This window comes from Kribbella sp. NPDC050241 (assembly GCF_044459685.1).
In the GTDB taxonomy this organism is placed as follows: Bacteria; Actinomycetota; Actinomycetes; order Propionibacteriales; family Kribbellaceae; genus Kribbella.
On sequence record NZ_JBITJE010000001.1, the window covers coordinates 313,585 to 338,687 of the forward strand.

Sequence of the window (25,103 nt, forward strand, 5' to 3'; positions counted from 1 at the left end):
CAAGACCTCAGAAGGTATTGACGGAATTGGTCCACCTCTCTAGTTTTAGCGCTAATATCCGATGTTCCGAGGAGTGGCCGTGCTGGCTCTGACCTCCGGCAACAGCTACGTCGAGGACGCCTTCGCCTGGGCCCGGACGCGGGCCCTGGACTGGGTCCAGACCGACGCCGCGCCGGGCAATCTGCCGTCGTACTGGGCCGGTTATCCGTCCCGGCCGATGTTCTACTCGCGCGACGTCTGCCACCAGGCGGCCGGCGCGCACCTGCTCGGCCTGGACGCGGAGAACTTCGCGATGTTCCGGCAGTTCGCCGCCTCGGCGACACCGGCCCGGAAGTGGTTCCCGATCTGGGCGTTCCACTTCGACGGGCGCATCGCCGCACTCGACTACCACCACGACGAGCACTTCGTCCGGGAGATCCCCGCGGTGTTCGATCTGACCTACCGGGCGCTGGAACAGTACGACTGGACCGGCGACCGCCGATGGCTCGACGATCCCGACCTGGCGGCGTACTACCGGCACAGCATCGGCGAATTCGTCGCGGCACACGACAGCGACGGCGACGGCATCCCCGAGGCGGGCGGGACCGGCGACATCTTCCTCGGCACCGCCACCTACAACGAGCGGGAGGCGCCGCTCATCGTCGCGGGCGACGGCCTGGCCCTCCAGTACGCCGTACTTCGCAAACTCGGGCACCATGCCGAGGCCGACCGGATCCAGGCGACGTTCCTCGACGACTGGTGGAACGGGGAACAGTTCGCGCGTGGGCGGACCAAGGACGGGTTCGACTACGGCTGGGGACTGGAGTCGCACAATCTGGTCCCACTGTTCGGGCTGAGTGGGACCGGCGAACGCAACGAGCGGCTCCTGGACTATGTGGAAGCCCAAATGGAGACCCACCCTCCGCTGAACATCGAGTCGTTCAGCTACCTGCCCGAGCTGCTGTTCCGGAACGGTCGCGACGAGTCGGCCTGGCGCTGGACGAAGCACCTGATCGACAGCCGGGACGACTATCCGGAGATCTCCTTCACCGTCATCGAACACCTGGTCGCCGGACTGCTCGGGCTGCGCCCGGACGCGCCGAACGCGGCCCTGACGATCGAGTCCCACCTGCCGGCCGAGATCGACTGGCTGACCGCCGATCACGTCCGGGTCGGCGACTGGGATCTCCGCATTCACCAAGAAGGCCGGCGTACGACCGAAGTCACTGTGCACAGCGGACCGGGGCCGCTCACGGTGACGGTCGGCCGCACCGGTCCCCGCACGATCGAGCCCGGTCGGACCGCCCGGGTCAGCACACCGACGAAGGACCCCTCATGAAGCTTCCCTATCGTTTGCTGCCCGTTGCGACGGCACTCCTGCTGGCCGCAGGGTGCGCCACCGGCAGCCAGCCCGCCGCCAACAACTCCAAGGACGACGGCGGCTCCGCCGACATCACGTTCTCGTTCTGGGGCACGAACTCCGAAGCCGCGTCGCTGAAGGCGATCGCGGCCAAGTTCGAGCAGGCCAACCAGGGCACGAAGGTGACCACGAACTGGATCCAGTCCGACTACGAGCAGAAGATCCAGACCTCGATCGCCGGCGGCACCCAGTCGACCGTGATGGAGATCAGCAACACCAGCCTGGCCGGGTTCGCGCCCAGCTTCGCCGAGCAGCAGGTCGACCCGGGCAAGTACGTGCAGCCGAACATCTCCTCGGCGCTGCAGTTCCAGGGCAAGTACTACGCGATGCCGTTCGCGGCCAAGCCCAAGGTGATGGCGATCAACGTCGACGCGTTCAAGGCCGCCGGCGTACCGTTGCCCAGCACAACGACTCCGCTGACGCTGGACGAGTTCAAGGCGATCGCGGCCAAGCTCTCGCACGGTGACGGCAAGGCTCGCGTCTTCGGGTCGAGCAATCTCTGGTACCGCGGCTGGCTGACCGCGGCCGGCGGCGGCTACTACAACGCCGACGCGAGCCAGTGCACCTTCGGTGATGACACCGGCGTGAAGACCGCGCAGTACGTCGTCGACATGCAGAAGGAGCGGTACGCGCCGACCTCGCTGGACATCGAGGGGCAGGACCAGGCGCAGTGGTTCGCAGCCGGCCGGCTGGCCACCTTCAGCGACTTCGGGCCGTGGACGGTCGCGGACTTCGCCAAGATCAGCAAGCCCGCGTGGACGCTGGTCCCGGTCCCCGGCAAGGGATTCCCGATGGAGGTCGACGGGCTCGCGATCAGCAAGAAGGCGACCGGCAAGCAACTCGAGACGGCGAAGAAGTTCGTCGAGTTCGCCAGCACCCAGCAGGTCGCCCAGGACCAACTGATCCAGGGCAACACGGCCCTCGGCGTACCGATCATCGCCGCCTCGACGCCGACGCTGGAGAAGGTGCTGCCGGCCGACCGCAACCTGGCCGCGTTCACCACCGCGCTGAAGAACGGCCTGGTCGGCGTCTCGGTCGCTCGCGAGGCGCAGATCTCCGGCGACGCGGACAAGGGGATGACCAGCTACACCCCGCTCGGCAGCGGCAAGGACGACGTCGCCAAGGTGCTCCCGCAGCTCGCCGCCAAGTGCACCGACGCGCTGAAGCAGCAGTGAGGTAGTCCATGAACCCGACCATCGGCTGGATCCGCGAACTCGCGGCGTCCCTGGGCGTCCCCGCAGTACTCGTGCCGCTGGTCCCGTTCCTGCTCCTGCTGATCGCCCTGTACGCCGTCATCGGGCTGGCGGCGTACGGGGCGAAGCGGAAGTGGCCGCGGGCCGACAAGACGATCGCGTTCTGGCTGTTCGTCTCGCCGTGGCTGATCGGCTTCGCCATCTTCACGGTCGGCCCGATGGCGTCCTCGATCTACGTCAGCCTGACCTCGTGGGACCTGATCACGCCGCCGAAGTTCGTCGGTCTGGCCAACTACAGCGAGGCGCTCCAGGATCCGCGGGTCGGGCAGGCACTGAAGGTGACGCTGCTGTACGGATTGATCAGCGTGCCACTGCAGACGGCGCTGGCGTTTCTGGTGGCGATGCTGCTGAACGCGGAGCTGCCCGGGATGCGGTTCTTCCGGACCGTCTGGTACCTGCCCAGTCTGGTGTCCGGAGTGGCGCAGATGGTGCTGTTCCTGTGGGTGTTCAACCCGCAGTACGGCCTGGCGAACGACGTACTGGGGAAGTTCGGGATCACCGGGCCCGGATGGTTCAACGATGCGTCCTGGGCGTTGCCGACAGTGATCCTGATGAGCCTGTGGACGGTCGGCGGCGCGATGGTGATCTACCTGGCCGGGCTGAAGGACGTGCCGTCGAACCTCTACGAGGCGGCGGCGCTGGACGGCGCCGGTCCGGCGCGGCTGTTCTGGCACGTGACGCTGCCGCAGATGTCGCCGATCATCCTGTTCAACGCGCTGACCGGGATCATCGGCGCGCTGCAGATCTTCACCCAGGGCTTCATCGCGAACGGCGGCCCGAAGGACTCGCTGCTGTTCTTCGTCTACTACCTGTACGACAACGCGTTCCAGAACTTCCGGATGGGTTACGCGTCCGCGCTGGCCTGGATCCTGTTCGTCATCATCCTGGCGCTGACCGCGGTCACGGCCCGGGGGAGCGCGTTCGCCGTGTACTACGAGTCCGAGCAGTCCGGCGGCCGGAAGAGGAGAAGGCGATGACTGTCCTGGCGGAGTCACGGCCGGCGGTGGCGTTCCGCACCGACCGCCCGTTCTGGCGGCGCAACATCTCGCTCACCGTCGTCCTGTACGTCGTCCTGGCCCTTGGGTCACTGGTGTTCGTGTACCCGTTCCTGTGGATGCTCGCGACGTCGCTGCGATCGCTGGCCGGGGTGGGAAGTTCCGGTGCGAGCGTGTGGCCGCACGAGTTCCTCTGGGACAACTACACGCGGGCGATCACGTCGTTCCCGTTCTGGCGGTACGCCCTCAACTCGGTGCTGACCACGCTGATCCCGATCATCGGCACGGTCTTCTCGTGTTCGCTCGCGGGCTTCGCGTTCGCGCGGTTGCGGGTGCGGTTCTCGGGCGTCGTGTTCGCCGTCGTCCTGGCGACGATGCTGCTGCCGGGGGAGGTGACGATGGTGCCGCAGTTCATGCTCTTCAACAACCTCGGCATGATCGACACGCTCTATCCGCTGATCCTGCCGGCGTTCTTCGGGTCGCCGTTCTACATCTTCCTGTTCCGGCAGTTCTTCGCCCGAATGCCGTCCGAGCTCGCCGACGCCGCGGTGGTGGACGGCTGCGGGTGGTTCAAGACGTTCTGGCTGGTCTATCTGCCGCTGGCCCGCCCGGCTGTCGTGGCGGTCTCGATCCTGCTGTTCATGGGCTACTGGAACAACTTCCTCGGCCCGGCCATCTACATCAACTCCGACAAGTGGAAGACGCTCCCGCTCGCGCTGGCCGGCTTCCAGTCCGTCAACGGCACGGACACTCCGTTGCTGATGGCAACGTCGGTGCTGATCACAATGCCTTGTCTGGTGCTGTTTTTCGTCGCGCAGAAGCACATCACCAACGGAATCACGTTCACGGGCGGCCGCTGACTGATGGACAGACCTGCCCGCTTCCCCCAACCTGGCAAGCCCTTCTGCCTCGAACTGTGAGGCTCCGCCCCGAAACAGGAGGAACCAATGGCGCGCAAGCTGTTGGTGTTGTGAGGCCTGATCAGTCGCGGCCCAGGATGCCTTGTTCGTAGCCCTTCGCCACTGCCGCTGCGCGGTCGTTGACGCCGAGCTTGGTGAAGAGGTGGCTGAGATGCGTCTTGACCGTGGCCTCGCTGATGAACAGCTCGCGGGCTATCTCGCGGTTCGAGGTGCCCATGGCAACGAGTGCGAGGACCTGGCGCTCGCGGGGAGCCAGCGGACTCGGCGCCGGGGTGCGGACGGCCGAGACCAGACGGGAGGCGACGGCAGGGGAGAGGACCGTCCGTCCGGCCGCCGCTTCGCGCACGGCCGTGAACAGCTCGTCCCGTGGGGCGTCCTTGAGCAGGTAGCCCGTCGCGCCTGCCTCGATCGCGGGCACCGTGTCGGTATCGGTGTCCCAGGTGGTGAGGACCAGGACCTTCGCGCGGGCGCCGCTGCGGGTCAGTTCCCTGATGGCATCGAGCCCGCCGCCTCCTGGCATGCGCAGGTCCATCAGGATCACGTCGGGGTCGAGGTCGGCGGCCAGCGCGACCGCCTCGACGCCGTTGGACGCCTCTGCGAGCACGGTGAAGCCGGGCACCGACTCGAACATGCCGCGCAGGCCGTTGCGGACGACCGGATGGTCGTCGACGAGAAGCAGCGAGATCTCACTCATGGAGCACCAACGGTACGCGAGCCGACACCGCCGTACCGGAGCCCGGCTCGGCCTCGACGGTGAGCGAGCCGGCAATCCGCGCGGCCCGGGCGCGCATGCCCTCCAGACCGAAGCCGCCGGTGCTGCTGCGGGCGGGCAATGCCAGCGGTTCGAACCCCTTGCCGTCGTCGCGGATGTCCAACGTGACCTCGTCGTCCATGAAGCTGAGGGTGACCCCGACCCGGGTCGCGGCCGCGTGCTTGGACACGTTCGCCAAGGCTTCCTGAGTGATGCGCAGGAGAGTGGCCGAGACTTCCCCGTGCAGGTGCGGCGCAGTACCCGTGAGCGTGAACTCCGTGCGTACGCCGGTCCGGTCTGCCCACTGGCCGACTGTCTTGTGCAGCGCCTCGGGAAGTCCGTTGTACGACAGACCCGCGGGCGCGAGGTTGTGGACCGAGCGGCGGGCTTCGCCCAGGCTGTGCCGGGCCAGCTCGGTCGCGCGGACCACGTGCTCCCGCGCGGCCGCGTGGTCGGACGTGGTCGCGACAGCCTGGAGCTGGGCGATGATGCCGGTCAGGCCCTGGGCGATCGTGTCGTGGATCTCCGCCGCCAGCCGCCGGCGTTCGTCGGCGATACCCGCTTCCCTTGCCTGGACGAGGAGTTGAGCCTGCAGGGCGGCGTTCTCGTCGCGGGCCTGCTGGAGCTCGACGATGGTGGCCGCCCGGCCCCGGGACCGTTGTTCTTCCTGCTCGCTGAAGTGGATGACGAGCGTCAGCATCACGTTGTTGCCCGCGAGGAGGACCGCGAAGACGATCCACCTGATCCCGCCGTCGACAGGGATCCCACTGGTCTGCGCCCCCGCCACCGGGATCGAGCAGGCGAACAGCGCGACTCGTCTCCAGCGTCGTCCGGGAATCAGTTCCTCGGCATCGAAGTACCCCGCCACGGCGTAGAAGGCGAAGAAGGGGTTCATCAGGGTGAGCGCGAAGCCGATCGCGTAGCGGATCGCGTAGTACGTGACCGACAACCGGCTCGGACCGCGGCGGGTGCGGTCGCCCCACCAGAGCTGGAGCGCCACGGCCGCGACGACGAGAGCCGCGGCCGTGGTCTGCCGGGCCGCGGTCGGCATGATGAGCTCGACCGTGGCGGCCGACAGGAGGGCTCCGAGGACGAGCAGACCGAGTGGCTGCCACCGCCGGAACACCTGCTGCCGCCGATCGATGTCCGCTTCCGCTGTCGTCACCCTGTCAGTCTCCTACTCCCAGCGGAACCAGCGGATGGCGGCCGCCGAGAGCGCGATCGCCCAGGCGGCGAGTACGCCGAGGTGCGACCACGCCGGCCAGTCTCCGGCCGCGGCCTGGCCGAGCGCACGGGCCGCCGCTCCGAAGGGGGTCGCCTCGACGATGTGCCGCAGGACATTCGGCATGTTCTGCACAGGCAGCCAGACACCGGCGCAGAACATGCTCGGGAAGAACACCGCCGAGCCGATCGCGCTCGCGACCTTCGCCGTACCGGCCAAGGCGGTCACCAGCGCGCCGATGGCCAGCGCGACGGCGGCGGTGAGCAACAGTGCCAGCGCATACCCGAACGCCTGCTGTGGAAGCTTCACGTCGAAGGCCAACCGGCCGATCGTGAGGCAGACCAGCGCCGAGACCAGCGCCGTGGCACCGTTCAGGCCCATCTGCGCGATCAGCAGGGCGGACGGGCGGACCGGCGTCGCCGACATCCGGCGCAGGATGCCGCGCTCGCGATAGCCGGTGATGACCGGCGGCATCGTCTGCAGGCCGGTCACGATCAGCGCGACCAGCACGAGGATCGGCACATACAGGTCGATCAGCCGAAGACCGCCGAGGCCGGCGTCGACCTTCCGGAACGACGGGATGCTGCCGAGGATCACCAGCAGCACGGGTGGGAAGCCCAGGGTCCAGAAGAGGATGCCCGGCTCGCGCCGGAACAGCCGAGCCTCGGTGCGCAGGACGGCGGCGAAGGGCGAGGCGGTGCCGCGAGGAGTCGCGGTCGGAAGGGTGGCGGCGGTGGTCATTGTGCGGCTCCGGTCAGGTCGAGGAAGGCGTCGTCCAGCGTGGCGTCGGTGACCCTGAGCTGGTGCGCGGTGATGCGGTGCCGAGCCAGGAGCGAGAGCACCGCGGTGACGGTGTCGTCGGTCCCGCCGAGCGTGATCCGGTCGTCCTTGTACTCGACCGAGGCCAGTGCCGGGAGTGCGGCGAGTTCCTCCTCGTCGAGCGGTGCTGACGGTGTGAACGAGATGACGGTCGATCCGGCCGTCCGGCTGATCAGGCCGCGCGGTGTGTCGAGCGCGGTGATGCGGCCCTTGTCGATCAGGGCGATCCGGTCACACAACCGCTGCGCTTCCTCCATGAAGTGCGTGACGAGCAGGACGGTGACGCCCCGCGCGCGGACGTCCTCGACGATCTCCCAGGTGTCGCGGCGGGCGCGCGGGTCGAGCCCGGTCGTCAGCTCGTCGAGGACGACCACCCTGGGGTTGCCGATCAGCGCGAGCGCGATGAATAGCCGCTGCTTCTGGCCGCCGCTGAGGACGCCGAACCGGGTCTTCAGCTGAGCGGTCAGGCCGAGGCGTTCGGCCAGCGGCCGCCAGTCGGCCGGGTTCGGGTACAAGGCGGCGTACAGCTCGAGGGCCTCGCGCACCGTCAGCTTGGCCTGCAGCTCGCTCTCCTGGAGCTGGGCGCCGAGGACCTGGGTCACCGCCGCGTGATCGGCGACCGGGTCGAGCCCGGCGACCCGGATCCGGCCCGCGTCGGGGACCCGCAGGCCCTCGATGGACTCGACCGTGGTCGTCTTCCCGGCACCGTTCGGGCCGAGGATCCCGAAGATCTCGCCCTCCTCGACGGTGAACGACACACCGTCGACGACGGTCCGGTCGCCGTAGGACTTGCGCAGATTACTGACTTCGACGACGGCCCCACGGGCCGCCGTTCTCGTACTCGCCGTGGTCATACGACGAGCCTCGCGGACGGCCCACCCACCCCACATCGCCCATCAAGATCGACCCGGCATCAACCGATCGGCTGATGCCGGCCGTACGCCGCCTACTTGGTGTAGAGGGCCTCGACGTCGGCCTCGTGGTTCTTCATCACGATGTGGCGGCGGAGCGAGAGCTTGAGCGACAGCTCGCCGCTCTCCTGCGTCCAGTCGGTCTCGAGGATGTGGAACTTCTTGATCTCCTCGGCCTTGGAGACCGAGCCGTTGGCCTCGTCGACAGCCTTCTGGATCTCGGCGATCAGGTCCTCGTCGGCGGTCAGCGACGCGACGTCGGTGGGCTTCCCGCGCTCGGTCGCCCACGGCACGATCGTCTCCGGGTCGATCGTGATCAGCGCCGCGATGAACGGCTTGCCGTCGCCGACGACCATGCACTGACTGACCAGCGGGTGCAGCCGGATCTGGTCCTCCAGCACGGTCGGCGCGACGTTCTTGCCGCCCGCGGTGACCAGGATCTCCTTCTTCCGGCCGGTGATCTTGATGAAGCCGTCGACGTCGAACTCACCCAGGTCGCCGGTGTGGAACCAGCCGTCCGCGTCGATCGCGGCGGCGGTCGCCTCGTCGTTCTTCCAGTAGCCCTGCATCACCTGGCCGCCCTTGAACAGCAGCTCACCGTCGTCCGCGACTCCGACCGAGACACCGGGCAGCGGCCGGCCGACGGTTCCGATGCGGATGTCGTCGGGCAGGTTGACCGCCACCGCCGCCGTGGTCTCGGTCAGGCCGTAGCCCTCCAGCACCGGTACGCCGATGCCGCGGAAGAAATGGCCGAGCCGGTGACCCAGTGGCGCGCCGCCGGAGACGGCGTACTGGACCTGGCCGCCGAGGACGCTGCGCAGCTTGCTGTAGACGAGCCGGTCGAACAACGCGTGCTTGGCCTTCAGCCCGAACGACGCGCCGCCCTTGTCCTGCGCCTGCGAGTAGGCGATCGCGGTGTCCGCGGCGGCGTCGAAGATCTTGCCCTTGCCCTCCGAGTGCGCCTTCTGGCTGGCCGAGTTGAACACCTTCTCGAACACCCGCGGCACGCTGAGGATGAACGTCGGCTTGAACTCGCCGAGGTCGGGGACCAGGTTCTTCACGTCGGCGGTGTGGCCGACCTTGACCATCTTCATCACGCAGCCGACCTGGATGATCCGGGCGAACACGTGGGCCAACGGCAAGAACAGCAGCGTGCTCGCGCCGTTGACGTCGAACAGGCCGTCGAGGATCTTCACCGCCGGGCCGAGCTCGTCCAGGAAGTTCGAGTGGCTGATCTTGCAACCCTTCGGGCGGCCCGTCGTACCGGAGGTGTAGATGAGCGTGGCGAGGTCGCTCGGCACGACCGCCGTACGGCGCTTGTCGAACTCGGTGTCGGTGATCTCCTGGCCGAGCACGGTCAGCTCGTCGACGGCACCGGCCTCGATCTGCCAGACCTCCTGCAGGTGTGGCGCCTCCGGCCGGGCGGACTCGACCACAGCACCGTGAGCGGCGTTCTCGGCGATCGCGACGACCGCGTCGGAGTCGGTCAGGATCCACTGCACCTGCGAGGCCGAAGACGTCTCGTAGATCGGCACCGTGACCGCGCCGATGGTCCAGATCGCGTAGTCGATCAGGGTCCACTCGTACCGGGTCGCGCTGAGCAGGGCGACCCTGTCGCCGTGCTTCACGCCGGCCGCGATCAGGCCCTTCGCGACGCCGGTCACCTGGCGGGCGAACTCGGCCGCGGAGACGTCGAGCCAGCCGCCCCCTGAGTCCGACCCGACCCGCCGGCTGAACACAGCGGTGTCAGGATGGGAGGACGCGTTCGCCCAGACGGGGTCGCTCAGGCTCCCGGTGGGTGGCTCGGTCACAGCAGGAACGGTGTACTCGCGCATCCGCGTCTCCTCAGTCGGTCACGAATTGTCGACTCCGGCGCACGCTACAGTCACCTACCCATAAGTAGCCAGGTTCATGTGACCCAAGGAACAGGGGCCCGCAGCAATGTCCACGCTCGACCTCAGTTGCGACGACCTGGTCGTTGCTGATCCAGCCTACGTGGCCGAGCGGCTCGGTTCGGACACCCTCTGGCGCGAGTGGTGGCCGGAGCTGATCCTGACCCCCTCCGAGCGGCGCGGCCTCGAGGGCGTGCGCTGGTCAGTGACCGGCGCGGCCGTCGGTACGGCGGAGTGGTGGCTGGAGCCGGTCCGCGATGGGGTCGTGGTGCATTGGTACCTGCGTGTCGATCCGCGCCGGCCGGTCCGCGGCCGGGCCCTGGCCAGGCTACGCGAGCGGTACGTCGCGGCGTACCGGGAGCGGATGTGGCGGTTCAAGGACGAAGCCGAGGCAGGCCGCGCGGCGGGCGAGCACCGTCCCGGATCCGATCCCGCGATAGTCTCCGGTGAGGACACCGCACCCGGCCGTCCTCGTACCACTCGTCCCACCGGTTCCCGCACCACCAGCCCTGGCAACTAGCATCACCACCGCACTTTCAGTTCCCGCAGTGACCATCAGCTCCCGCACCACCAGCCCTGGCAGTTAAGAGGTGTATCAATGGCGGAACAGACCACCTCGACCATCGTGGTGAACGCGTCCCCGAAGCAGATCATGGCGGTGATCGCGGACTTCGCGGCGTACCCGGAATGGGCCGACTCGATGCGGGAGACCGAGGTGCTGTCCACCGACGAGGCGGGCCGGCCGAAGCAGGTACGCTTCCGGGTCGACGCCGGGGCGATCTCGGACGAGTACACGCTGGCGTACACGTGGTCCCGCAACGAGGTGACCTGGACGCTGGTGCAGGCCAAGATGGTGAAGGGGATGGACGGCGCCTATGTACTGCGCGACCTGGGTCCGGACGGCCAGGAGGGAACCGAGGTGACGTACCGGCTCGCCGTCGACGTGGCGATCCCGATGATCGGCATGCTGAAGCGCAAGGCCGAGAAGGTCATCATCGACACCGCCCTGAAGGGCCTCAAGAAGCGCGTCGAGTCGTAAGTCCGTGACTCGGGTCCTGCTGTACACGGGTAAGGGCGGCGTAGGCAAGACGACCTCCGCCGCGGGAACGGCCACGCTCGCCGCGCTGCGCGGGCTGCGCACGCTGGTGCTGTCGACCGATGCCGCGCACTCGCTGTCGGATGCGTTCGACTGCGAGGTCGGTGGTGAGCCGACCGAGGTCGACGACCTGCTGTTCGTCCAGCAGATCGACGCCCAGCGCCGGTTCGAGCGGTCCTGGGGTGACATCCAGGCGTACCTGCGCTCGGTGCTGAACATGGTCGGGGTCGACCCGATGGAGGCCGAGGAGCTGACCGTGCTGCCCGGCGCGGAGGAGGTGCTCGCGCTGCTCGAGGTGCGCGACCACTTCCGGTCCGGGCGCTGGGACGTGATCGTGGTCGACTGCGCGCCGACCGCCGAGACGCTCCGCCTGCTCGCGTTGCCCGAGGCCCTCAACTGGTACATGGGCCGCATCTTCAACGCCGAGCGCAAGGTGATGAGAACCTTCCGGCCGTTCCTGAGTCGTCCGTCGGGCATCCCGGTGCCGGACGACACGGTCTTCGACGCACTGCGGAGGTTGCAGAGCGACCTGTCGGACATTCGCACGTTGCTGGCCGGCCCGGACGCGTCGGTGCGGCTCGTGCTCACGCCGGAGGCCGTGGTCGTCGCCGAGGCGCGGCGTTCGCTGACCCGCCTCTCGCTGTACGGCTACCGCGTGGACGGTGTGGTGGCGAACCGCGTGTTCCCGGCCGCGGGCGCGGACACCTGGCGGCGTCAGTGGGTTGCGGCGCAGCGCGGGATCCTCGAGGAGGTCGCCGACTCGTTCCGGCCGTTGCCTATCTGGGAATCGCCGTACCGGGTCTGTGAGCCGGTCGGCGTCGAGGAGCTGGCCGCCTTCGCGGTCGAGATGTACGGCGGGGACGACCCGTTCGCCCGGGCCACGGACGAGACGTCGCTGTGGGTGGACCGGCACATCGACACCGACGGCCGCACCTACACGCTGACCATGCCGTTGCCGCTGGCCTCCGCGAACGAGCTGGAGCTGGCCCGGCACGGCGACGAGCTGATCATCACGGTCGGGTCGTACCGCCGGGTGCTGCCGCTTCCGGCCGCGCTCGCGCGTGGAGTGGTCGCGGGTGCGCGACTGGACGAGGGACGGCTGCAGGTGCGGTTCGCGCCGCGCGAGTCGGCGCGTCCGGTGCCGTCCGGCGAGGTACCGAGTGGGAGTGGACCGCTGGAGTCCGCGCAGGAGCTGGCGCAGGGCCTGACAGCGGAGTACCACGAGCAGTTGACCCAGCAGCGTGCGCGCGAGGCAGCGATCGGGAGGGCCGTTGAGTAAGGAGCCGATCGGCAGCCTCGCTGAGGAGGCGGCCAAACTGTTCGCCGTACTGCAGCACGCGGCCGACGTGGATGAGACGAAGCATTCCGAACAGACACCCGCGGCGGATGAAGAGCACCAGCACAAGCTTGGGCCGGACTGCGTGTGGTGCCCGGTGTGCCAGCTGATCCACAAGGTGCGGAACACCAGCCCGGAGACGATCGAGCAGCTGTCCGCCGCGGCCGCGCACGCGCTCGGCTCGGTGCGATCGTTGCTGGAGGCAGCCGCCGCGGCAGCCCGGCAGGGCCAGGAGGACGCGGCGTCGCGCTCCGCCAAGCAGAAGGACAAGCAGGACGACGAGCCGACCCGGCCGACAGTGGACCGGATCGACGTGAGTGAGGACCCCGAACCATGGGACTGACCATCGGCATCGATGTCGGCGGAACGAAGATCGCGGCAGGCGTCGTCGACGCGGACGGCACGATCGGTGCCCGCGCGAATCGCGACACCCCGGCGGACTCGGTCGACGACACCGCGGCGGCGATCTGCGACGCTGCCGCCGAGCTGATCGCTGCGCACGAGGTGGAGGCGGTCGGGATCGGCGCGGCCGGGTTCGTGTCCTCGGACCGGTCGACGGTGCTGTTCGCGCCGAACCTCGCCTGGCGGGACGAGCCGCTCGGTACCCGGGTCGCGGAGAAGCTGAAGATCCCGGTCGTGGTCGAGAACGACGCGAACGCGGCAGCCTGGGGTGAGTTCGCCTTCGGCGCCGCGAAGGACGTCGAGCACATGCTCTGTCTCACCATCGGCACCGGGATCGGTGGCGGGGTCGTCATCGGAGGCGAGTTGCTGCGCGGTGCCTATGGTGTGGCGGCCGAGCTCGGCCACATGCGCGTCGTACCGGGTGGGCATCGGTGTGGGTGTGGAGCGCGGGGGTGCTTGGAGCAGTACGCGTCCGGGCGTGCCCTGGTCCGGGAGGGGCGGGCGCAGGCGGAGGCCGGTTCGCTGGCGGCGATGCAGATGCTCACCGTGTGCGGGATCTCGGACCCGGCCGGGCTGACCGGGCCGATGATCACCGAGGCGGCCGCGGCCGGCGACCCGTGCGCGGTCGAACTGCTCGAGGATCTCGGCCGGTGGCTGGGAGAGGGCCTGGCGAGCCTCGCGACCATGTTCGACCCGACCACGATCGTGATCGGCGGCGGCGTGAGCGCGGCGAAGGACCTCTTGATGAAGTCCGCCCAGGTCGCCTTCGAGCGGAACCTGCCGGCCAGGGCCAACCGCCCGCACCCGTCGTTCGGGCTCGCCGAACTGGGCAACGACGCCGGCCTGATCGGCGCCGCCGACCTGGCCCGTCGCCCCGCCCCACCCGCGGAGAAAACCCGGTGATCCGCACCGCGCGGGATACTGGAGGTAGTCCGGCGGGGGCTGGGGGTACGGCGAGGAGGGTCGTGCAGTGGCTCTGACGCAGGCTTTGACGATCGGGATCGACATCGGCGGGACCAAGGTCGCCGCCGGGGTGGTCGACCCGGAGGCCAACATTCTGGACCGGTTGCGGCGGGACACGCCGACAACGGATCCGAAGGAGACCGAGGACGCGATCGAGGAGATCGTCCGCGACCTGGAGTCCCGGCACGACGTGATCGCGGTCGGTATCGGCGCGGCCGGGTTCGTCGACGGGACACGGTCCTCGGTGCTGTTCGCACCGCATCTGGCCTGGCGGCACGAGCCGCTGCGGGACGCGGTCGAGCGCAGGCTCGGACTGCCGGTCGTGGTCGAGAACGACGCGAACGCGGCGGCCTGGTCGGAATGGCGCTTCGGCGGCGGTCAGGGTGAGAGCCATCTGGTCTGCGTCACGCTCGGCACCGGCATCGGCGGCGCCATCCTGAACGACGGTGCGCTGCAGCGCGGGAAGTTCGGCATCGCGGGCGAGTTCGGGCACATGCAGGTCGTGCCGGGCGGGCATCGGTGCGAGTGCGGCAACCGCGGCTGCTGGGAGCAGTACGCGTCCGGCAACGCGCTGACCCGGGAGGCGCGGGAGCTGGCGCTGTCGGGTTCGCCTGTCGCCCACAACCTGCTGCGCGCGGCAGGCGGCGATCCGCGCAAGATCAACGGTCCGATGGTGACCGAGCTGGCCAAGGACGGTGACCCGGTCGCGGTCGAGTTGCTCGAGGACGTCGGCCGTTGGCTCGGGATCGGGCTCGCCAACCTGGCCGCCGCGCTGGACCCGGGCACGTTCGTGATCGGTGGCGGTGTGTCGGACGCCGGGGAACTGCTGCTGGCGCCGGCTCGCGAGGCGTTCAAGCGGACGCTGACCGGTCGCGGGTTCCGGCCGGAGGCGCGGATCGTGCGTGCCGTTCTCGGCCCGGAGGCCGGCCTGGTCGGTGCCGCCGATCTCGCGCGGGAAGAGGCGACCTGGTTGCGGCGGGTCCGTGTGAAGACGACCGCCGTGACCGCGAAGACCGCAGCCGCCCGGAGTCGCTCCACGCGGCTCGAACGAGCAGCACGCAAGTCGGCCGCCCGGCGTACCGGCATGCGCGCCGACCCTGACCTCCAGCACGCCGACCTGAACGGCGATCCTGAAGCATGAGCGAAGGCCCGCCTCTGCTGCGGGTGTTGTCGTACAACGTGCATCGGTGGGGTGACGATCGGGCTGCGCTCGCGCGGGTGGTGAAGGCGTGTGCGCCGGACGTGATGCTCGTGCAGGAGGCGCCGACCTGGTGGGGGACCCGGCGGAAGCGGCGCGCAATGGCGGCGAGCTTCGGCATGCGGTACGTCGCCGCGTCGGCCCGGAACGCGATCCTGGTTGCCGATGGCACCGATCTGGTGGAGCCGCTGCACTGGCGGATCTGGCGCCCGTTCGTACGGCGCCGGCTGAACCTGATCGCCACCCAACTTCCGGGTGGTGCCGTCGGCGGCCGCGTCACCGTGGGCTCTACCGACCTGGCCCTGATCGTCTGCCACCTCGGCCTGCACATCCGCGGCCGCCGGCACGAACTCGAACAGGTCCTCCGCGGTTGCCGCTCCTTCGATCTCCCGTACCTCGTCGCCGGCGACCTCAACGAAGAACCCGACGGCCAGGTCTGGAAGCGTCTCGCCGCCGAAGGCCTCACCGACCTCGGCGCCGATGCCGGCCCGACGTACAGCTCCTCCAACCCGCACAAGCGCATCGACGGCGCCCACACCACTCCCGCCCTCACCGCCCGCATCGTCCCCATCCCGACGGCAGCCCGCCCCGACCTCCCCGCCGCCTCGGACCATCTCCCGATGCTGATCGAGCTCAGTTCGCCAAGAACCGGTCCGCCGTGAGTGCCGCGTTCTTGCGTGTGCTCAACCTGATCGACGAGCCACAAGCCCTGTTCTCGCCGAGACTGATGCCACGCGTGCTTCGGCCGCGGCGCCCTTCGGCCCCCGTCGAGAACGGCTTCGTCGTCGGCAAGCAACTGTCCAGAACGACGACGGAGTAGCCGACACAACAGTCGATAGACATAGGATCTCTGCTCATGCGCACCTCGGTGAGTTCCTTGTACTACGACCGCCCGGCAGGCACCTGGCTGGAGGCACTCCCGCTCGGCAACGGGCGGATCGGGGCCATGTGCTTCGGCGGTGTGAGCACGGACCGGATCGGCCTCAACGACGAGACGCTCTGGTCGGGGAGCCCCGAGACCCAGCGGATGCTGTCGACACCGCTCGGCGACACCGGGGCCCAAGCAGTACAGGCGGTCCGGGACGCACTCGCGGCCGGCGACATCCGTCGCGCCGAGGGGTTGGCGAACGGCTTCCAAGCCGGTCACTCGCAGGCCTACCTGCCCCTCGGCGACCTGCTGCTCGAGTACAGGACCGCCGGGGAGGTCACGCAGTACCGCAGAGAGCTCGACCTCGATACGGCAACCGCCACGGCGGAGTATGAGGTCGGAGGTCTCGCGGTCCGGCAGCAGGTGTTCGTGAGCAAGCCGGCCGGTGCCCTCGTACTCCGGCTCACCGCGTCGCGACCGATCGGCCTCACCGCCCGCCTCACCTCGCAGCTGCGATCCCGCGCTCATCGGACCGACGACGGCATCGGCCTCCTCCTCCAGGCCCCGGCGAATGTCGCCCCGCCACACCGCGACCTACCTGAGCCCGTCCACTACTCCGACGGCCTGGACCGCGGTATGGCGGCGGCCATCTCGCTCCGGGCGACGACCGACGGCGAGATCCGCGCCGACGACACGGGCCTGACGATCGAGAACGCCACCGACGTCACCCTCGTCCTGTCGACCGCCACCGGGTACGACGGCCCGTCGACGCCACCGACCCGATCGGCCGAGGACTGCTTCGCCCAGGCCGACGAGACCGTGCGTACAGCCCTCACCCGCGGGTACGACGACCTCCACGCGGAGCACCTGCAGGACTACCAGGCACTCTTCCGCCGCTCGTCGCTCGAGCTGCCCGGCAACGACACCGCCGACCTGCCGACCGACGTACGGCTGCGGAACGGGGACGACCCCGCGCTCGCCGCCCTCGTCTTCAACTACGGCCGCTACCTGATGATCGCGAGCTCCCGCCCCGGTGGCCTTCCGACCAACCTGCAAGGCATCTGGAACGACATCCTCCAGCCGCCGTGGAGCTCGAACTACACGGTCAACATCAACACCGAGATGAACTACTGGCCCGCCGAGACGACCAACCTCGCCGAGTGCCACGAACCGCTGCTGACCTACGTCGAGCACCTCGCCGAGGCCGGTCGTCGTACGGCGCAGGAGCGGTACGGCTGCGGTGGTTGGGTCGCACACCACAACGCCGACGCGTGGTGCTGGACGATCCCGGTCGACGGCAACCCGAAGTGGTCCAACTGGCCGATGGCCGGCACCTGGCTGGTCCGCCATCTGTGGGACCACTACGCGTTCTCCGGTGACCGCGAGTTCCTCGCCCGCGCCTGGCCGGTACTTCGGGGTGCGGCGGAGTTCTGCTTCGACTGGCTGATCGAGCTGCCCGACGGCAGTCTCGGTACGTCGCCATCCACCTCACCCGAGAACGACTACGTCGCGCCCGATGGCCAGCCGGCGTCGGTCACTGTGTCGGCGACGATGGACCTCGCCCTGATCGCCGACCTGTTCGACCGCTGCGTGACGACCGCCGATGTCCTCGAGCTGACCGACCCGTTGGTCGAGCGGTTCGCCGCGGCGCGCAAGCGGATCCCCGAGCCGTCGATCGGTAGCCGGGGGCAACTACAGGAGTGGGCCGCCGACCTGACCGAGGATGATCCGCACCACCGGCACACGTCGCATCTGATCGGCGTACACCCCGGCGACCTGATCACGCCGGACCGCACTCCGGCGCTGGCGGCCGCCGCGGCTCGTACGCTCGATCTGCGCGGCGACCTCGCGACCGGTTGGTCGTTGGCCTGGAAGATCAACCTCAGAGCCCGGCTGCGCGACGCGGCCGCGGCACACCGCTTCGTGCGCGCATTTCTGACGCCTGCCGACGACACCGAGACCGACTACGTCGGCAGCGGCGCGGGCGTGTACCCGAACCTGCTGTGTGCCCACCCGCCGTTCCAGATCGACGGCAACTTCGGCGCGACCGCGGGCATCGCGGAGATGCTTCTCCAGAGCCACACCGACGAGATCGAACTCCTCCCAGCACGACCGACCGAGTGGCCGACGGGCCAGGTCACCGGCCTGCGCGCCCGCGGCGGCGTGACCGTCGACATCACGTGGTCACCCGACGGCTCCGAGGCCGTCCTCACCGCGGACCGCGATCAGCAACGCACCATCCGCCACGGCGACAGCCGCACTACGGTCACCCTCACGGCCGGCGATGCCCACCGACTGGTGCTCTAGCGGGCGCTGTCCGGAACTTTTTCGCCGACAGGCGGCGAGAAAGTTCCGCAAACCGTCAGCTCTTCTTGCGGTTGAGGAAGGCGAGCATCGCTTCTTGTGCTGCGGACGAGCCGAACAGGCTCGCCGACAGCTCGGCGAGATCCTTGCCGCGGGCATCGATGTCGGCGAGGAGCTCTCTGTTGAGCAGCTTCTTGGTCTCGCGCAGGCCCTGGGGCGCGCCTTTCAGCAGCGACTCCACGACGGAGTCGACCGCGGTGTCGACGTCAGTGTCCTGAACCGCGACGGTGACCAGACCGAGCCGTGCGGCCTCGGCTCCGTCGAACGTGTTTCCAGTGAGGAACGTGTACGCCGCCGCGCGGTCTGTCAACCGGGGGAGCACGGTGAGCGAGATCGTCGCCGCCGCCAGTCCCAGTCTGACTTCGGTGAGCGCGAAGGTGCTGCTCGCGCCGGCGACGCTGATGTCGGCGGCGGCCACGATGCCGATCCCGCCGGCTCGCACCGGACCCGCGACCCGTGCGACCACCGGCTTCGGGCTGGCGACGATCGCCCGCTGGACGTCGACCATCCGCTGCGCGCCGACCCCCATCCCGATCGTGGTCGCCTCGGACAGGTCGGCTCCCGAGCAGAACACGTCCAGCGCCGACCGGATCACGATCACTCGGACCGCGTCGTCCGCGCCCGCGTCGTCCAGCCGCTCCAGCAGTTCACCGGTGAACTGCTGGGAGAGTGCGTTCTTGTTGTCCGGCGAGTCGAGCGTGATGGTTGCCACGCCGTCGGCCACGGTCAGCTGCACGAGTTCCGTCATGGAGACATCCAACACCCGCCCGGTCCTCGGCGGCTGTAATCAGCCGCACAAGCCCGTGCGGTCAGGCTCCCCGCGGACTCAGCGGGTCCGCGTGCCGGTGGACGATCTTCCAGCCGTCGTCCTCCTTGCGGAAGACCATCGTCGCCCGCAGCGCATGCGGGAACTCACCGGGCTGGTCGACGTACATCACCGTGCAGCGCTCGATCGCGACGGAGTACGCCGTGTCACTGCCGACGTGCCTGTCGAGGTACTCGAACTCGACCTTGGCGCCACTCGGACGGAACTGCGCCGAGGCCCATTGGTAGCGCGGTCCGACCTGCGACCAGCCGACCTCGAGACCGCCGAAACCACCGAAGATCGAGGTCTGCTCGCTGTGCGACACCAGCGGCATCCACAACGACGAGTCCCCGTTCACGAAGGCCGTGTTGGCCCGCTCGAACTGGTCCAGGAACGCCTCGAAGTTCTCGGTCACTCCGGGCAGTTTACGGGGGCCGGGGTCTACTTGCCGTCGGCGTACGTCGGGGACAGTTCGCGGGCCAGGTGCTCGATGAACAGGCCGACGTCGGTGACGATGCCGCGGGCCTGGGACGAGCCGCGGTCGGCCAGCTTGGTCACAGTGGCCGGGTTGATGTCGACGCAGGTGAGCGGGATCGACGACGGCAGGATGTTGCCGGTAGCAACCGAGTGCAGCATGGTCGCGGCCATCAGGCAGTAGCCCACGCCGGGCAGTTCGGCCCGCATCGCGCGCTGACCCTCGAGGACGTCGGTGTACACGTCCGGCAGTGGGCCGTCGTCGCGCACCGAACCGACCAGGACGAAGTTCTTTCCCTTCTTCACCAGCGCGTGCATGACGCCCGAGGTGAGCACGCCCTGCTCGACCGCGGCCGCGATCGAGCCGGCCTTGCGGATCGTGTTGATCGCGCGGATGTGGTGCTCGTGGCCGTGCTCCACCCCGCGACCGCGGGCCAGGTCGACGCCGAGCGACGTACCGTAGAGCGACGACTCGATGTCGTGGGTGGCCAGCGCGTTCCCGGCGAACAGGACGTCGACGAAACCGGCCTCGACGAGCGACACCATCGCCGGCGCGGCGCCGGTGTGCACGATGCCCGGGCCGCCGACCCAGAGCACCTTCTGGCCGTTCGCCTTCGCCTCGCGCATGCCGTCGGCGACCTGCATGACCAGCACCCGCTGCGGCTTCTCGCTGGACACGTCCGACTCCATGAAGCCGAACGACTCCTCGGTGTTCGCCACGATCGGGGGAGTGACCTTGACACCCTGGGCGCTCGTGATGATCCGCATCCCGGCCTTCACGTCCGACATCGGGATCGTGCGGACAGTGTCGCCCTCGACGTCACCCTCGACCAGCAGGCCACAGTCCATCTCCGGGTTCTGCACCGCCACCCAGTGGCCGCCGAGCCGCACCTTGGTCGGCAGGTTGGTGGTGGAGTAGAAGCCGTCCGGGAAGACACCGTCCTGGGACACCTCGGTGATCTCCGGAGTACCGGGGTCGACCAGGTTCGCGCCCTTGGTCTGGATCCGCATCAGCAGCCGCTGCAGCGACTCCTCGTCGTCGGCGCCGACCGTCATCCGGACCGTGGACGGGTCGTCCTTGTCGTAGCCGAGGTCGAACTTGTCCAGCGTGTACTCACCGCCGTACCCGCGGATGTCGTCCAGGACCCGGGACAGCAGTCCGGAGTCCATCAGGTGGCCGGTGATCTCGACGGTCTCGGTGACCTGCACGGGTACCTCCCTACGCGTTCGTCGGATTGTCCGACGATCCGCATGCTAGCTCAGACGACCGCCCCGTCATCAGGCGTGTCATCAGGTGGCAACCGATCCTTCATCCGGATCACCAGGGTGAGGAATCCGCCAATGAATCCGACCACCGCGAGCGTGGTGATCCGGCCGGTGCCGAAGTCGAGGACGGCGGCCAGGATCAGCAGCAGCGGGCCGCCGATCAGGCCGAGCCAGGCGATCCGGCTGATCCAGTCCAGCCGGGGTGCGCGCGGCGGCTCCGGCGGGACGAAGTGGTCGTGCGGGTCGTCCTCCCGCTTGACCGGCTTCTCCTCTTCCTCGTCGTCGTCCGGCGTGTCCTTGATGACGAGCCCGGTCGGTACGTCGATCAGCGGCTCGTACTTGTCGTCGACGTCCTCACTGGCCGGCCACCGCGGCACCGGGCTCTCGTCAGCGTCGTGCCCGGGCGCCGACGGCGCGTTGAACTGCTCGACCAGCGACTTCCACTCGGCGTCCTCGGTGCTCCGCTCGATCACCGGGCGGGCCCGCTCCACCGCCTCCGCGTCGACGAAGATCACGTCGTACCCGGCCGGGATGTGGACCGGCTCCTCCGCCTCTTCCGGCGTCTTGGCCTCGCTCTGGGCCTCGCAGTACGCCGCGATGCCGGCCTCTGCGAGCGCGGTCAGGACCGGTTCGGCGACCAGTGGGTCGATACCGCCGAGCGACGTGTACGCCGTGGCGGTGAGGCCGTTGTCACGCATCGGCGGCGACCCGGCGGATGAAGTCTGTCGAGTCCGCGAAGATGCGCGGTGCGTCGTTGTCCAGAGTTGCCACGTGAAAGCTGTCCTCGAGCAGGGTCTCGGTCACATCGCGGGACGAGATCGAGGCAAGCACGGTCCGCCCCGAGCTCGGTTCCACCACATGATCGACAGTACTGCGGAACATCAGCACGGGCTGCGTGACTTTGGCCAGATCGTCACGAGTTATCTGCCACAGCTGGGACAGGGACCGCAGCGCACGGAGTGGCATCCGGTCGTACGCGCCCTCGTCCATACCCGGCTTCTTGATGTCGTTCGAGATGCCGGGGAATGACGGCACGAGCCGGGACAGCACCGGCAGCAGCACCAGCCGCTTGTCGTCGGTGCGCACCGACGGGTTGATCAGGACCAGACCGGAAATGTCGGCGCCGTGCTCCTCGGCCAGCCGCAGGACCAGGCAGCCGCCCATCGAGAGTCCGGCCAGGAAAACCTGGTCGTGCTCCTTTCGCAGCCGCTCCAGCTCGTTGTCCAGGACGGCGTACCAGTCCGGCCAGCCGGTTTTGTTCATCTCCTGGCAGCTGGTGCCGTGGCCGGGCAGCCGCGGTACGGCGACGCCGTACCCGTCGGCGGCCAGATGCTCGGCGAACGGGCGCATCGACTTCGGCGAGCCGGTGAATCCGTGGCTCAGCAGGACTCCGATCGCGGCGTTCTTCCCGGTCCCGGGACTGCGGTAGTCCTCCGCATGGCCTTGCACTGGCACGGTCACTCCTCGCCGTCAGAGTCCTCACAGACGGTCAGGCCGCACCGGCCTGCTCGCGACTCTATGGTCGCATTTGGACTGCATCCAGTCTGCAACAAGGTGACAACACGGTGAGCAACACGGAGATTCCTGGCGGTGACATTGCCTGAGGGGGAAGCTGGAACGTAGTGTCCTGCACCGACGGTGGGCGCCGGAGCTTGTCGCGGCCGTCACCGGCGGGCACTGGTGCCGGACGAGGTACAGGCCGACGATGGTCGGTGGTGAAGGTGTCAGGCGAGCGACGGAGGTCGAGGCGGATGCTGTACCTGTTCCTCAGGCGGTTCATCGTCGCCCCCTTGGTGAAACTGCTCTTCCATCCCCGGGTGAGTGGGCTGGAGAACATCCCGACCACGGGCGCGGCGTTGCTGGTCAGCAACCACCTCGCGTTCTGCGACTCGATCTTCCTGCCGGTCGCCGTACCGCGGCAGATCGTCTTCCCGGCCAAGTCGGAGTACTTCACCGCGCCCGGTCTGAAGGGGAAGCTGGTGGCGACGTTCTTCCGGTCCGTCGGCCAGATCCCGATCGACCGGTCCGGTGGGCGCGCCTCGCTGGCCGCGCTGAACACCGGGCTGGACATCCTGAAGAAGGGCGAGCTGTTCGGGATCTACCCCGAGGGAACCCGCTCGCCCGACGGCCGGCTCTACAAGGGCAAGACCGGCGTCGCCCGGATGGCGATCGTGGCCGGTGTACCGGTCATCCCGGTCGCGATGATCGACACCGAGAAGCTGCAGCCGCCCGGCACGCTCTGGCCGCAGTGGCTGGTCCGCGAGCCTGGCCGCCGGCTGCCCCGGCTGGTCCGCCCGGGAGTGGCGATCGGCAAGCCGCTGGACTTCTCCCGCTACGAGGGCATGGAGCGCGACCGGTTCGTGCTCCGCTCGGTCACCGACGAGATCATGTACGCGATGATGGAGCTGTCCGGCCAGGAGTACGTCGACATGTACGCCGAGAAGGCCAAGGAACTGCTCAAGAAGGGCGAGTCGATCGACGAGCACGTCCGGCTCCGCGACACCAAGGCCAGTTGACCGCTTCCGACCTCGTCCGCGGGTGAGGATGTCCGCATGGACAGCGACCTGAACGTGCTCGGCGAACCACTGGAGGAGTGCGGGACCGATCCGGTCACCGGCTTCTACCGGGACGGCTGTTGCACCAGCGGCCCCGAGGATCTGGGCAGCCACACGGTGTGTGCCGTGATGACCGCGGAGTTCCTGGCCCACCAGGTCTCGGTCGGGAACGACCTGGTCACCCCGCGCCCCGAGCTGCAGTTCGCCGGTCTCCAGCCCGGCGACCGCTGGTGCGTGGTCGCGGTCCGCTGGCTCCAGGCCTACCGCGACGGCGCCCCGGCCCCCGTCGTCCTGGCCTCAACCCACGCCCGCTCCCTCGACACCATCCCCCTCACCGTCCTCCGCGAACACGCAGTAGACGTACCAGCAGACCCCGGCTCCCTGACCTGACCTGACCACGTCGATTCGGGGAGGGTTGTGTGCCCGGAACAGGCACCGAGCCTCCCCGAACCACCGCTCTAGCCTGCGAGGGGAAGAGTGGGGCAGGTGGGGGAGCAGGGGTGGGGGGAGCGGCTCCAGCCGCGGAGGCGGAGGGCGGCGGCGACCTGGGCGGCGGCCTCGCACGGATGGGCGACCAATTGGTAGCCGAAGCGCAAGGTCACCTTGCCGCTGAGTGCGGCTAGGTTGTCCCGGCCCATGTCGCGCCATTGCGACAGGGAGTCGGAGTGGCCCGCCCGGCCGTCCAGCTCGACGATGAGGTCGTACGGCGTGTACTCGACGTCTCGGTAGACGACTTGGCCCCCGTCGGCCGACTCGACCCGCACCTGCCGCGTACCGGGCGGCAGGCGATGGAGACGCTCGACCCGCCGCAGGTAGACCTGCTCGAGGAACGACTGAACTCCTTCCACCCCGTCGAGGAGGAGCTGGCGCAACACCCGCCGGGTCGGCAACTTCGGGAGTGCGTCGAGTTCGCCGATCAGACGAGCGGGCGTGGTCCGGCGCTGCCGGCACGCGTCGAGCAGGATCGCCGCCTTGCGCGACACATCCGCGGCCGTACTCGCGGTTGTCAGTAGGGCGACCTCGAGACGCACCATCGGCGGTTCGCGGGACCCTTGGAGCTGCGCCGGCAAGTCCCGATGGCGACTGACGACGACTCCGGGGCGACCGTCGACACGGCGCGAATGCGGGAGCGCAAGGTGGATGGTGTCGTCGATCCACCTGCCCTCCACGCCGTACTGGCGCAGTGCCGTCTGGCCGGCGAGCGCAGCTTCCGGTCCGTACGCCAGCCACGCGGCCCACACCCGGGTTCCCCACGGCAGTGGGCCGGTGAAGTCGACGTACACCCCTGGGTGGACCCGCTGGATCTGCAGCGCCCGGCACCGCCGTCCCAGCACCTTGTCCGTGATCCCGTGAGCGAGAGCCTGGGCCCTGCTGAAGGTACCCTGCTGGCGCCGGCGCAGCTCGACGAACGCATCAACCCTGCCGACCCCTTCCGCCATCTCTCATCTCCTCCGTCACCCACAACATGCACCGATCCCCTCCCCACCCTCCCCACCTCCTCCCCTCTGTGGATAACCGGTCGGTTTGGGGTGGTTGGCTGCCCGATTAGGGGATGAGATCCTCCCCAGTCAGGCATCTCGGGGAGGGTGAGACGGGCGGGGTGGGGATGCGGAC

Annotated in this window: 26 protein-coding genes; 15 read left to right on the forward strand and 11 right to left on the reverse strand. The window is 68.9% G+C overall.

All coding sequences use genetic code 11. From position 1 onward, the window contains the following. Nucleotides 1–79 precede the first annotated feature (79 nt). From ACIBG5_RS01390 to ACIBG5_RS01405, 4 genes are read left to right on the forward strand one after another with little or no spacing between them, the layout of a single operon-like run. Nucleotides 80–1,318: a hypothetical protein gene (locus ACIBG5_RS01390; protein WP_396389453.1), complete on the forward strand. Its 1,239-nt coding sequence runs from the start codon at nucleotides 80–82 to the stop codon at nucleotides 1,316–1,318. Beyond that, complete coding sequence (locus ACIBG5_RS01395) at nucleotides 1,315–2,574, forward strand: hypothetical protein (protein WP_396389454.1); 1,260 nt, start codon at nucleotides 1,315–1,317, stop codon at nucleotides 2,572–2,574. The genes ACIBG5_RS01390 and ACIBG5_RS01395 overlap by 4 nt, the downstream gene beginning before the upstream one ends. 8 nt (nucleotides 2,575–2,582) lie before the next feature. Further along, nucleotides 2,583–3,629 carry a carbohydrate ABC transporter permease gene (locus ACIBG5_RS01400; RefSeq protein ID WP_396389455.1) on the forward strand — a complete coding sequence of 349 codons (1,047 nt, stop codon included), beginning with the start codon at nucleotides 2,583–2,585 and terminating at the stop codon, nucleotides 3,627–3,629. Next, entirely contained in the window at nucleotides 3,626–4,507 is an 882-nt protein-coding gene (locus tag ACIBG5_RS01405; protein ID WP_360454816.1) for a carbohydrate ABC transporter permease, read from the forward strand. The genes ACIBG5_RS01400 and ACIBG5_RS01405 overlap by 4 nt, the downstream gene beginning before the upstream one ends. Nucleotides 4,508–4,628: 121 nt before the next feature. Here ACIBG5_RS01405 and ACIBG5_RS01410 read toward each other — a convergent pair whose 3' ends face one another. The 5 genes from ACIBG5_RS01410 to ACIBG5_RS01430 all read right to left on the reverse strand — a co-directional run bounded on the left by ACIBG5_RS01410 (nucleotide 4,629) and on the right by ACIBG5_RS01430 (nucleotide 10,105). Next, the gene (locus tag ACIBG5_RS01410) at nucleotides 4,629–5,261 is read right to left on the reverse strand and encodes a response regulator (RefSeq protein WP_396389457.1); all 633 of its coding nucleotides are present in this window, start codon (nucleotides 5,259–5,261) and stop codon (nucleotides 4,629–4,631) included. After that, nucleotides 5,254–6,483 carry a sensor histidine kinase gene (locus tag ACIBG5_RS01415; protein WP_396389458.1) on the reverse strand — a complete coding sequence of 410 codons (1,230 nt, stop codon included), beginning with the start codon at nucleotides 6,481–6,483 and terminating at the stop codon, nucleotides 5,254–5,256. The genes ACIBG5_RS01410 and ACIBG5_RS01415 overlap by 8 nt, the downstream gene beginning before the upstream one ends. A gap of 12 nt (nucleotides 6,484–6,495) precedes the next feature. Beyond that, a complete protein-coding gene (locus ACIBG5_RS01420) occupies nucleotides 6,496–7,281 on the reverse strand; it encodes an ABC transporter permease (protein WP_396389459.1) in 786 nt (261 codons plus the stop codon). Beyond that, nucleotides 7,278–8,213, reverse strand: coding sequence for an ABC transporter ATP-binding protein (locus ACIBG5_RS01425; RefSeq protein WP_396389460.1), 936 nt, complete (start codon nucleotides 8,211–8,213; stop codon nucleotides 7,278–7,280). The genes ACIBG5_RS01420 and ACIBG5_RS01425 overlap by 4 nt, the downstream gene beginning before the upstream one ends. Before the next feature lie 92 nt (nucleotides 8,214–8,305). Then, the gene (locus ACIBG5_RS01430; protein WP_396389461.1) at nucleotides 8,306–10,105 is read right to left on the reverse strand and encodes an AMP-dependent synthetase/ligase; all 1,800 of its coding nucleotides are present in this window, start codon (nucleotides 10,103–10,105) and stop codon (nucleotides 8,306–8,308) included. A 106-nt stretch (nucleotides 10,106–10,211) separates the two neighbouring features. On the opposite strand from ACIBG5_RS01430, the gene ACIBG5_RS01435 reads away from it, so the two are divergent. From ACIBG5_RS01435 to ACIBG5_RS01475, 9 genes are all read left to right on the forward strand, one after another. Next, nucleotides 10,212–10,682: a hypothetical protein gene (locus ACIBG5_RS01435; RefSeq protein ID WP_396389462.1), complete on the forward strand. Its 471-nt coding sequence runs from the start codon at nucleotides 10,212–10,214 to the stop codon at nucleotides 10,680–10,682. A gap of 78 nt (nucleotides 10,683–10,760) precedes the next feature. Further along, nucleotides 10,761–11,201 (forward strand): SRPBCC family protein, encoded by a 441-nt coding sequence (locus tag ACIBG5_RS01440; protein WP_396389463.1) that lies wholly within the window; start codon nucleotides 10,761–10,763, stop codon nucleotides 11,199–11,201. Between the two features lie 4 nt (nucleotides 11,202–11,205). Beyond that, entirely contained in the window at nucleotides 11,206–12,537 is a 1,332-nt protein-coding gene (locus tag ACIBG5_RS01445) for an ArsA family ATPase (RefSeq protein WP_396389464.1), read from the forward strand. Further along, nucleotides 12,530–12,937 carry a hypothetical protein gene (locus tag ACIBG5_RS01450; protein WP_396389465.1) on the forward strand — a complete coding sequence of 136 codons (408 nt, stop codon included), beginning with the start codon at nucleotides 12,530–12,532 and terminating at the stop codon, nucleotides 12,935–12,937. Before ACIBG5_RS01445 ends, ACIBG5_RS01450 begins: the two co-directional genes overlap by 8 nt. Beyond that, entirely contained in the window at nucleotides 12,928–13,899 is a 972-nt protein-coding gene (locus tag ACIBG5_RS01455) for an ROK family glucokinase (RefSeq protein ID WP_396389466.1), read from the forward strand. Before ACIBG5_RS01450 ends, ACIBG5_RS01455 begins: the two co-directional genes overlap by 10 nt. 67 nt (nucleotides 13,900–13,966) lie before the next feature. Next, entirely contained in the window at nucleotides 13,967–15,100 is a 1,134-nt protein-coding gene (locus tag ACIBG5_RS01460; RefSeq protein WP_396389467.1) for an ROK family glucokinase, read from the forward strand. Then, the gene (locus ACIBG5_RS01465; RefSeq protein WP_396389468.1) at nucleotides 15,097–15,819 is read left to right on the forward strand and encodes an endonuclease/exonuclease/phosphatase family protein; all 723 of its coding nucleotides are present in this window, start codon (nucleotides 15,097–15,099) and stop codon (nucleotides 15,817–15,819) included. The genes ACIBG5_RS01460 and ACIBG5_RS01465 overlap by 4 nt, the downstream gene beginning before the upstream one ends. After that, nucleotides 15,816–15,977 (forward strand): hypothetical protein, encoded by a 162-nt coding sequence (locus tag ACIBG5_RS01470; RefSeq protein WP_396389469.1) that lies wholly within the window; start codon nucleotides 15,816–15,818, stop codon nucleotides 15,975–15,977. The genes ACIBG5_RS01465 and ACIBG5_RS01470 overlap by 4 nt, the downstream gene beginning before the upstream one ends. Before the next feature lie 36 nt (nucleotides 15,978–16,013). After that, complete coding sequence (locus ACIBG5_RS01475; RefSeq protein ID WP_396389470.1) at nucleotides 16,014–18,332, forward strand: glycosyl hydrolase family 95 catalytic domain-containing protein; 2,319 nt, start codon at nucleotides 16,014–16,016, stop codon at nucleotides 18,330–18,332. A 55-nt stretch (nucleotides 18,333–18,387) separates the two neighbouring features. Here ACIBG5_RS01475 and ACIBG5_RS01480 read toward each other — a convergent pair whose 3' ends face one another. The 5 genes from ACIBG5_RS01480 to ACIBG5_RS01500 form a co-directional block, all read right to left on the reverse strand. Next, nucleotides 18,388–19,137 carry an enoyl-CoA hydratase family protein gene (locus ACIBG5_RS01480; RefSeq protein ID WP_396389471.1) on the reverse strand — a complete coding sequence of 250 codons (750 nt, stop codon included), beginning with the start codon at nucleotides 19,135–19,137 and terminating at the stop codon, nucleotides 18,388–18,390. A gap of 61 nt (nucleotides 19,138–19,198) precedes the next feature. Continuing rightward, nucleotides 19,199–19,609: a YybH family protein gene (locus ACIBG5_RS01485; RefSeq protein ID WP_396389472.1), complete on the reverse strand. Its 411-nt coding sequence runs from the start codon at nucleotides 19,607–19,609 to the stop codon at nucleotides 19,199–19,201. A 26-nt stretch (nucleotides 19,610–19,635) separates the two neighbouring features. Further along, entirely contained in the window at nucleotides 19,636–20,877 is a 1,242-nt protein-coding gene (locus tag ACIBG5_RS01490) for a TIGR00300 family protein (RefSeq protein WP_396389473.1), read from the reverse strand. A 50-nt stretch (nucleotides 20,878–20,927) separates the two neighbouring features. Continuing rightward, entirely contained in the window at nucleotides 20,928–21,632 is a 705-nt protein-coding gene (locus ACIBG5_RS01495; RefSeq protein ID WP_396389474.1) for a hypothetical protein, read from the reverse strand. Beyond that, nucleotides 21,625–22,389 carry an alpha/beta hydrolase gene (locus ACIBG5_RS01500; RefSeq protein ID WP_396389475.1) on the reverse strand — a complete coding sequence of 255 codons (765 nt, stop codon included), beginning with the start codon at nucleotides 22,387–22,389 and terminating at the stop codon, nucleotides 21,625–21,627. The genes ACIBG5_RS01495 and ACIBG5_RS01500 overlap by 8 nt, the downstream gene beginning before the upstream one ends. A gap of 296 nt (nucleotides 22,390–22,685) precedes the next feature. Between ACIBG5_RS01500 and ACIBG5_RS01505 the strand changes: the two genes are divergently transcribed. Continuing rightward, complete coding sequence (locus ACIBG5_RS01505) at nucleotides 22,686–23,450, forward strand: lysophospholipid acyltransferase family protein (protein WP_396389476.1); 765 nt, start codon at nucleotides 22,686–22,688, stop codon at nucleotides 23,448–23,450. 36 nt (nucleotides 23,451–23,486) lie between these two features. Then, nucleotides 23,487–23,879 (forward strand): DUF2237 domain-containing protein, encoded by a 393-nt coding sequence (locus ACIBG5_RS01510; protein ID WP_360454869.1) that lies wholly within the window; start codon nucleotides 23,487–23,489, stop codon nucleotides 23,877–23,879. A 68-nt stretch (nucleotides 23,880–23,947) separates the two neighbouring features. On the opposite strand, the gene ACIBG5_RS01515 is transcribed toward ACIBG5_RS01510, so the two are convergent. Then, nucleotides 23,948–24,928 carry a type IV toxin-antitoxin system AbiEi family antitoxin domain-containing protein gene (locus ACIBG5_RS01515; protein ID WP_396389477.1) on the reverse strand — a complete coding sequence of 327 codons (981 nt, stop codon included), beginning with the start codon at nucleotides 24,926–24,928 and terminating at the stop codon, nucleotides 23,948–23,950. Nucleotides 24,929–25,103 lie beyond the last annotated feature (175 nt).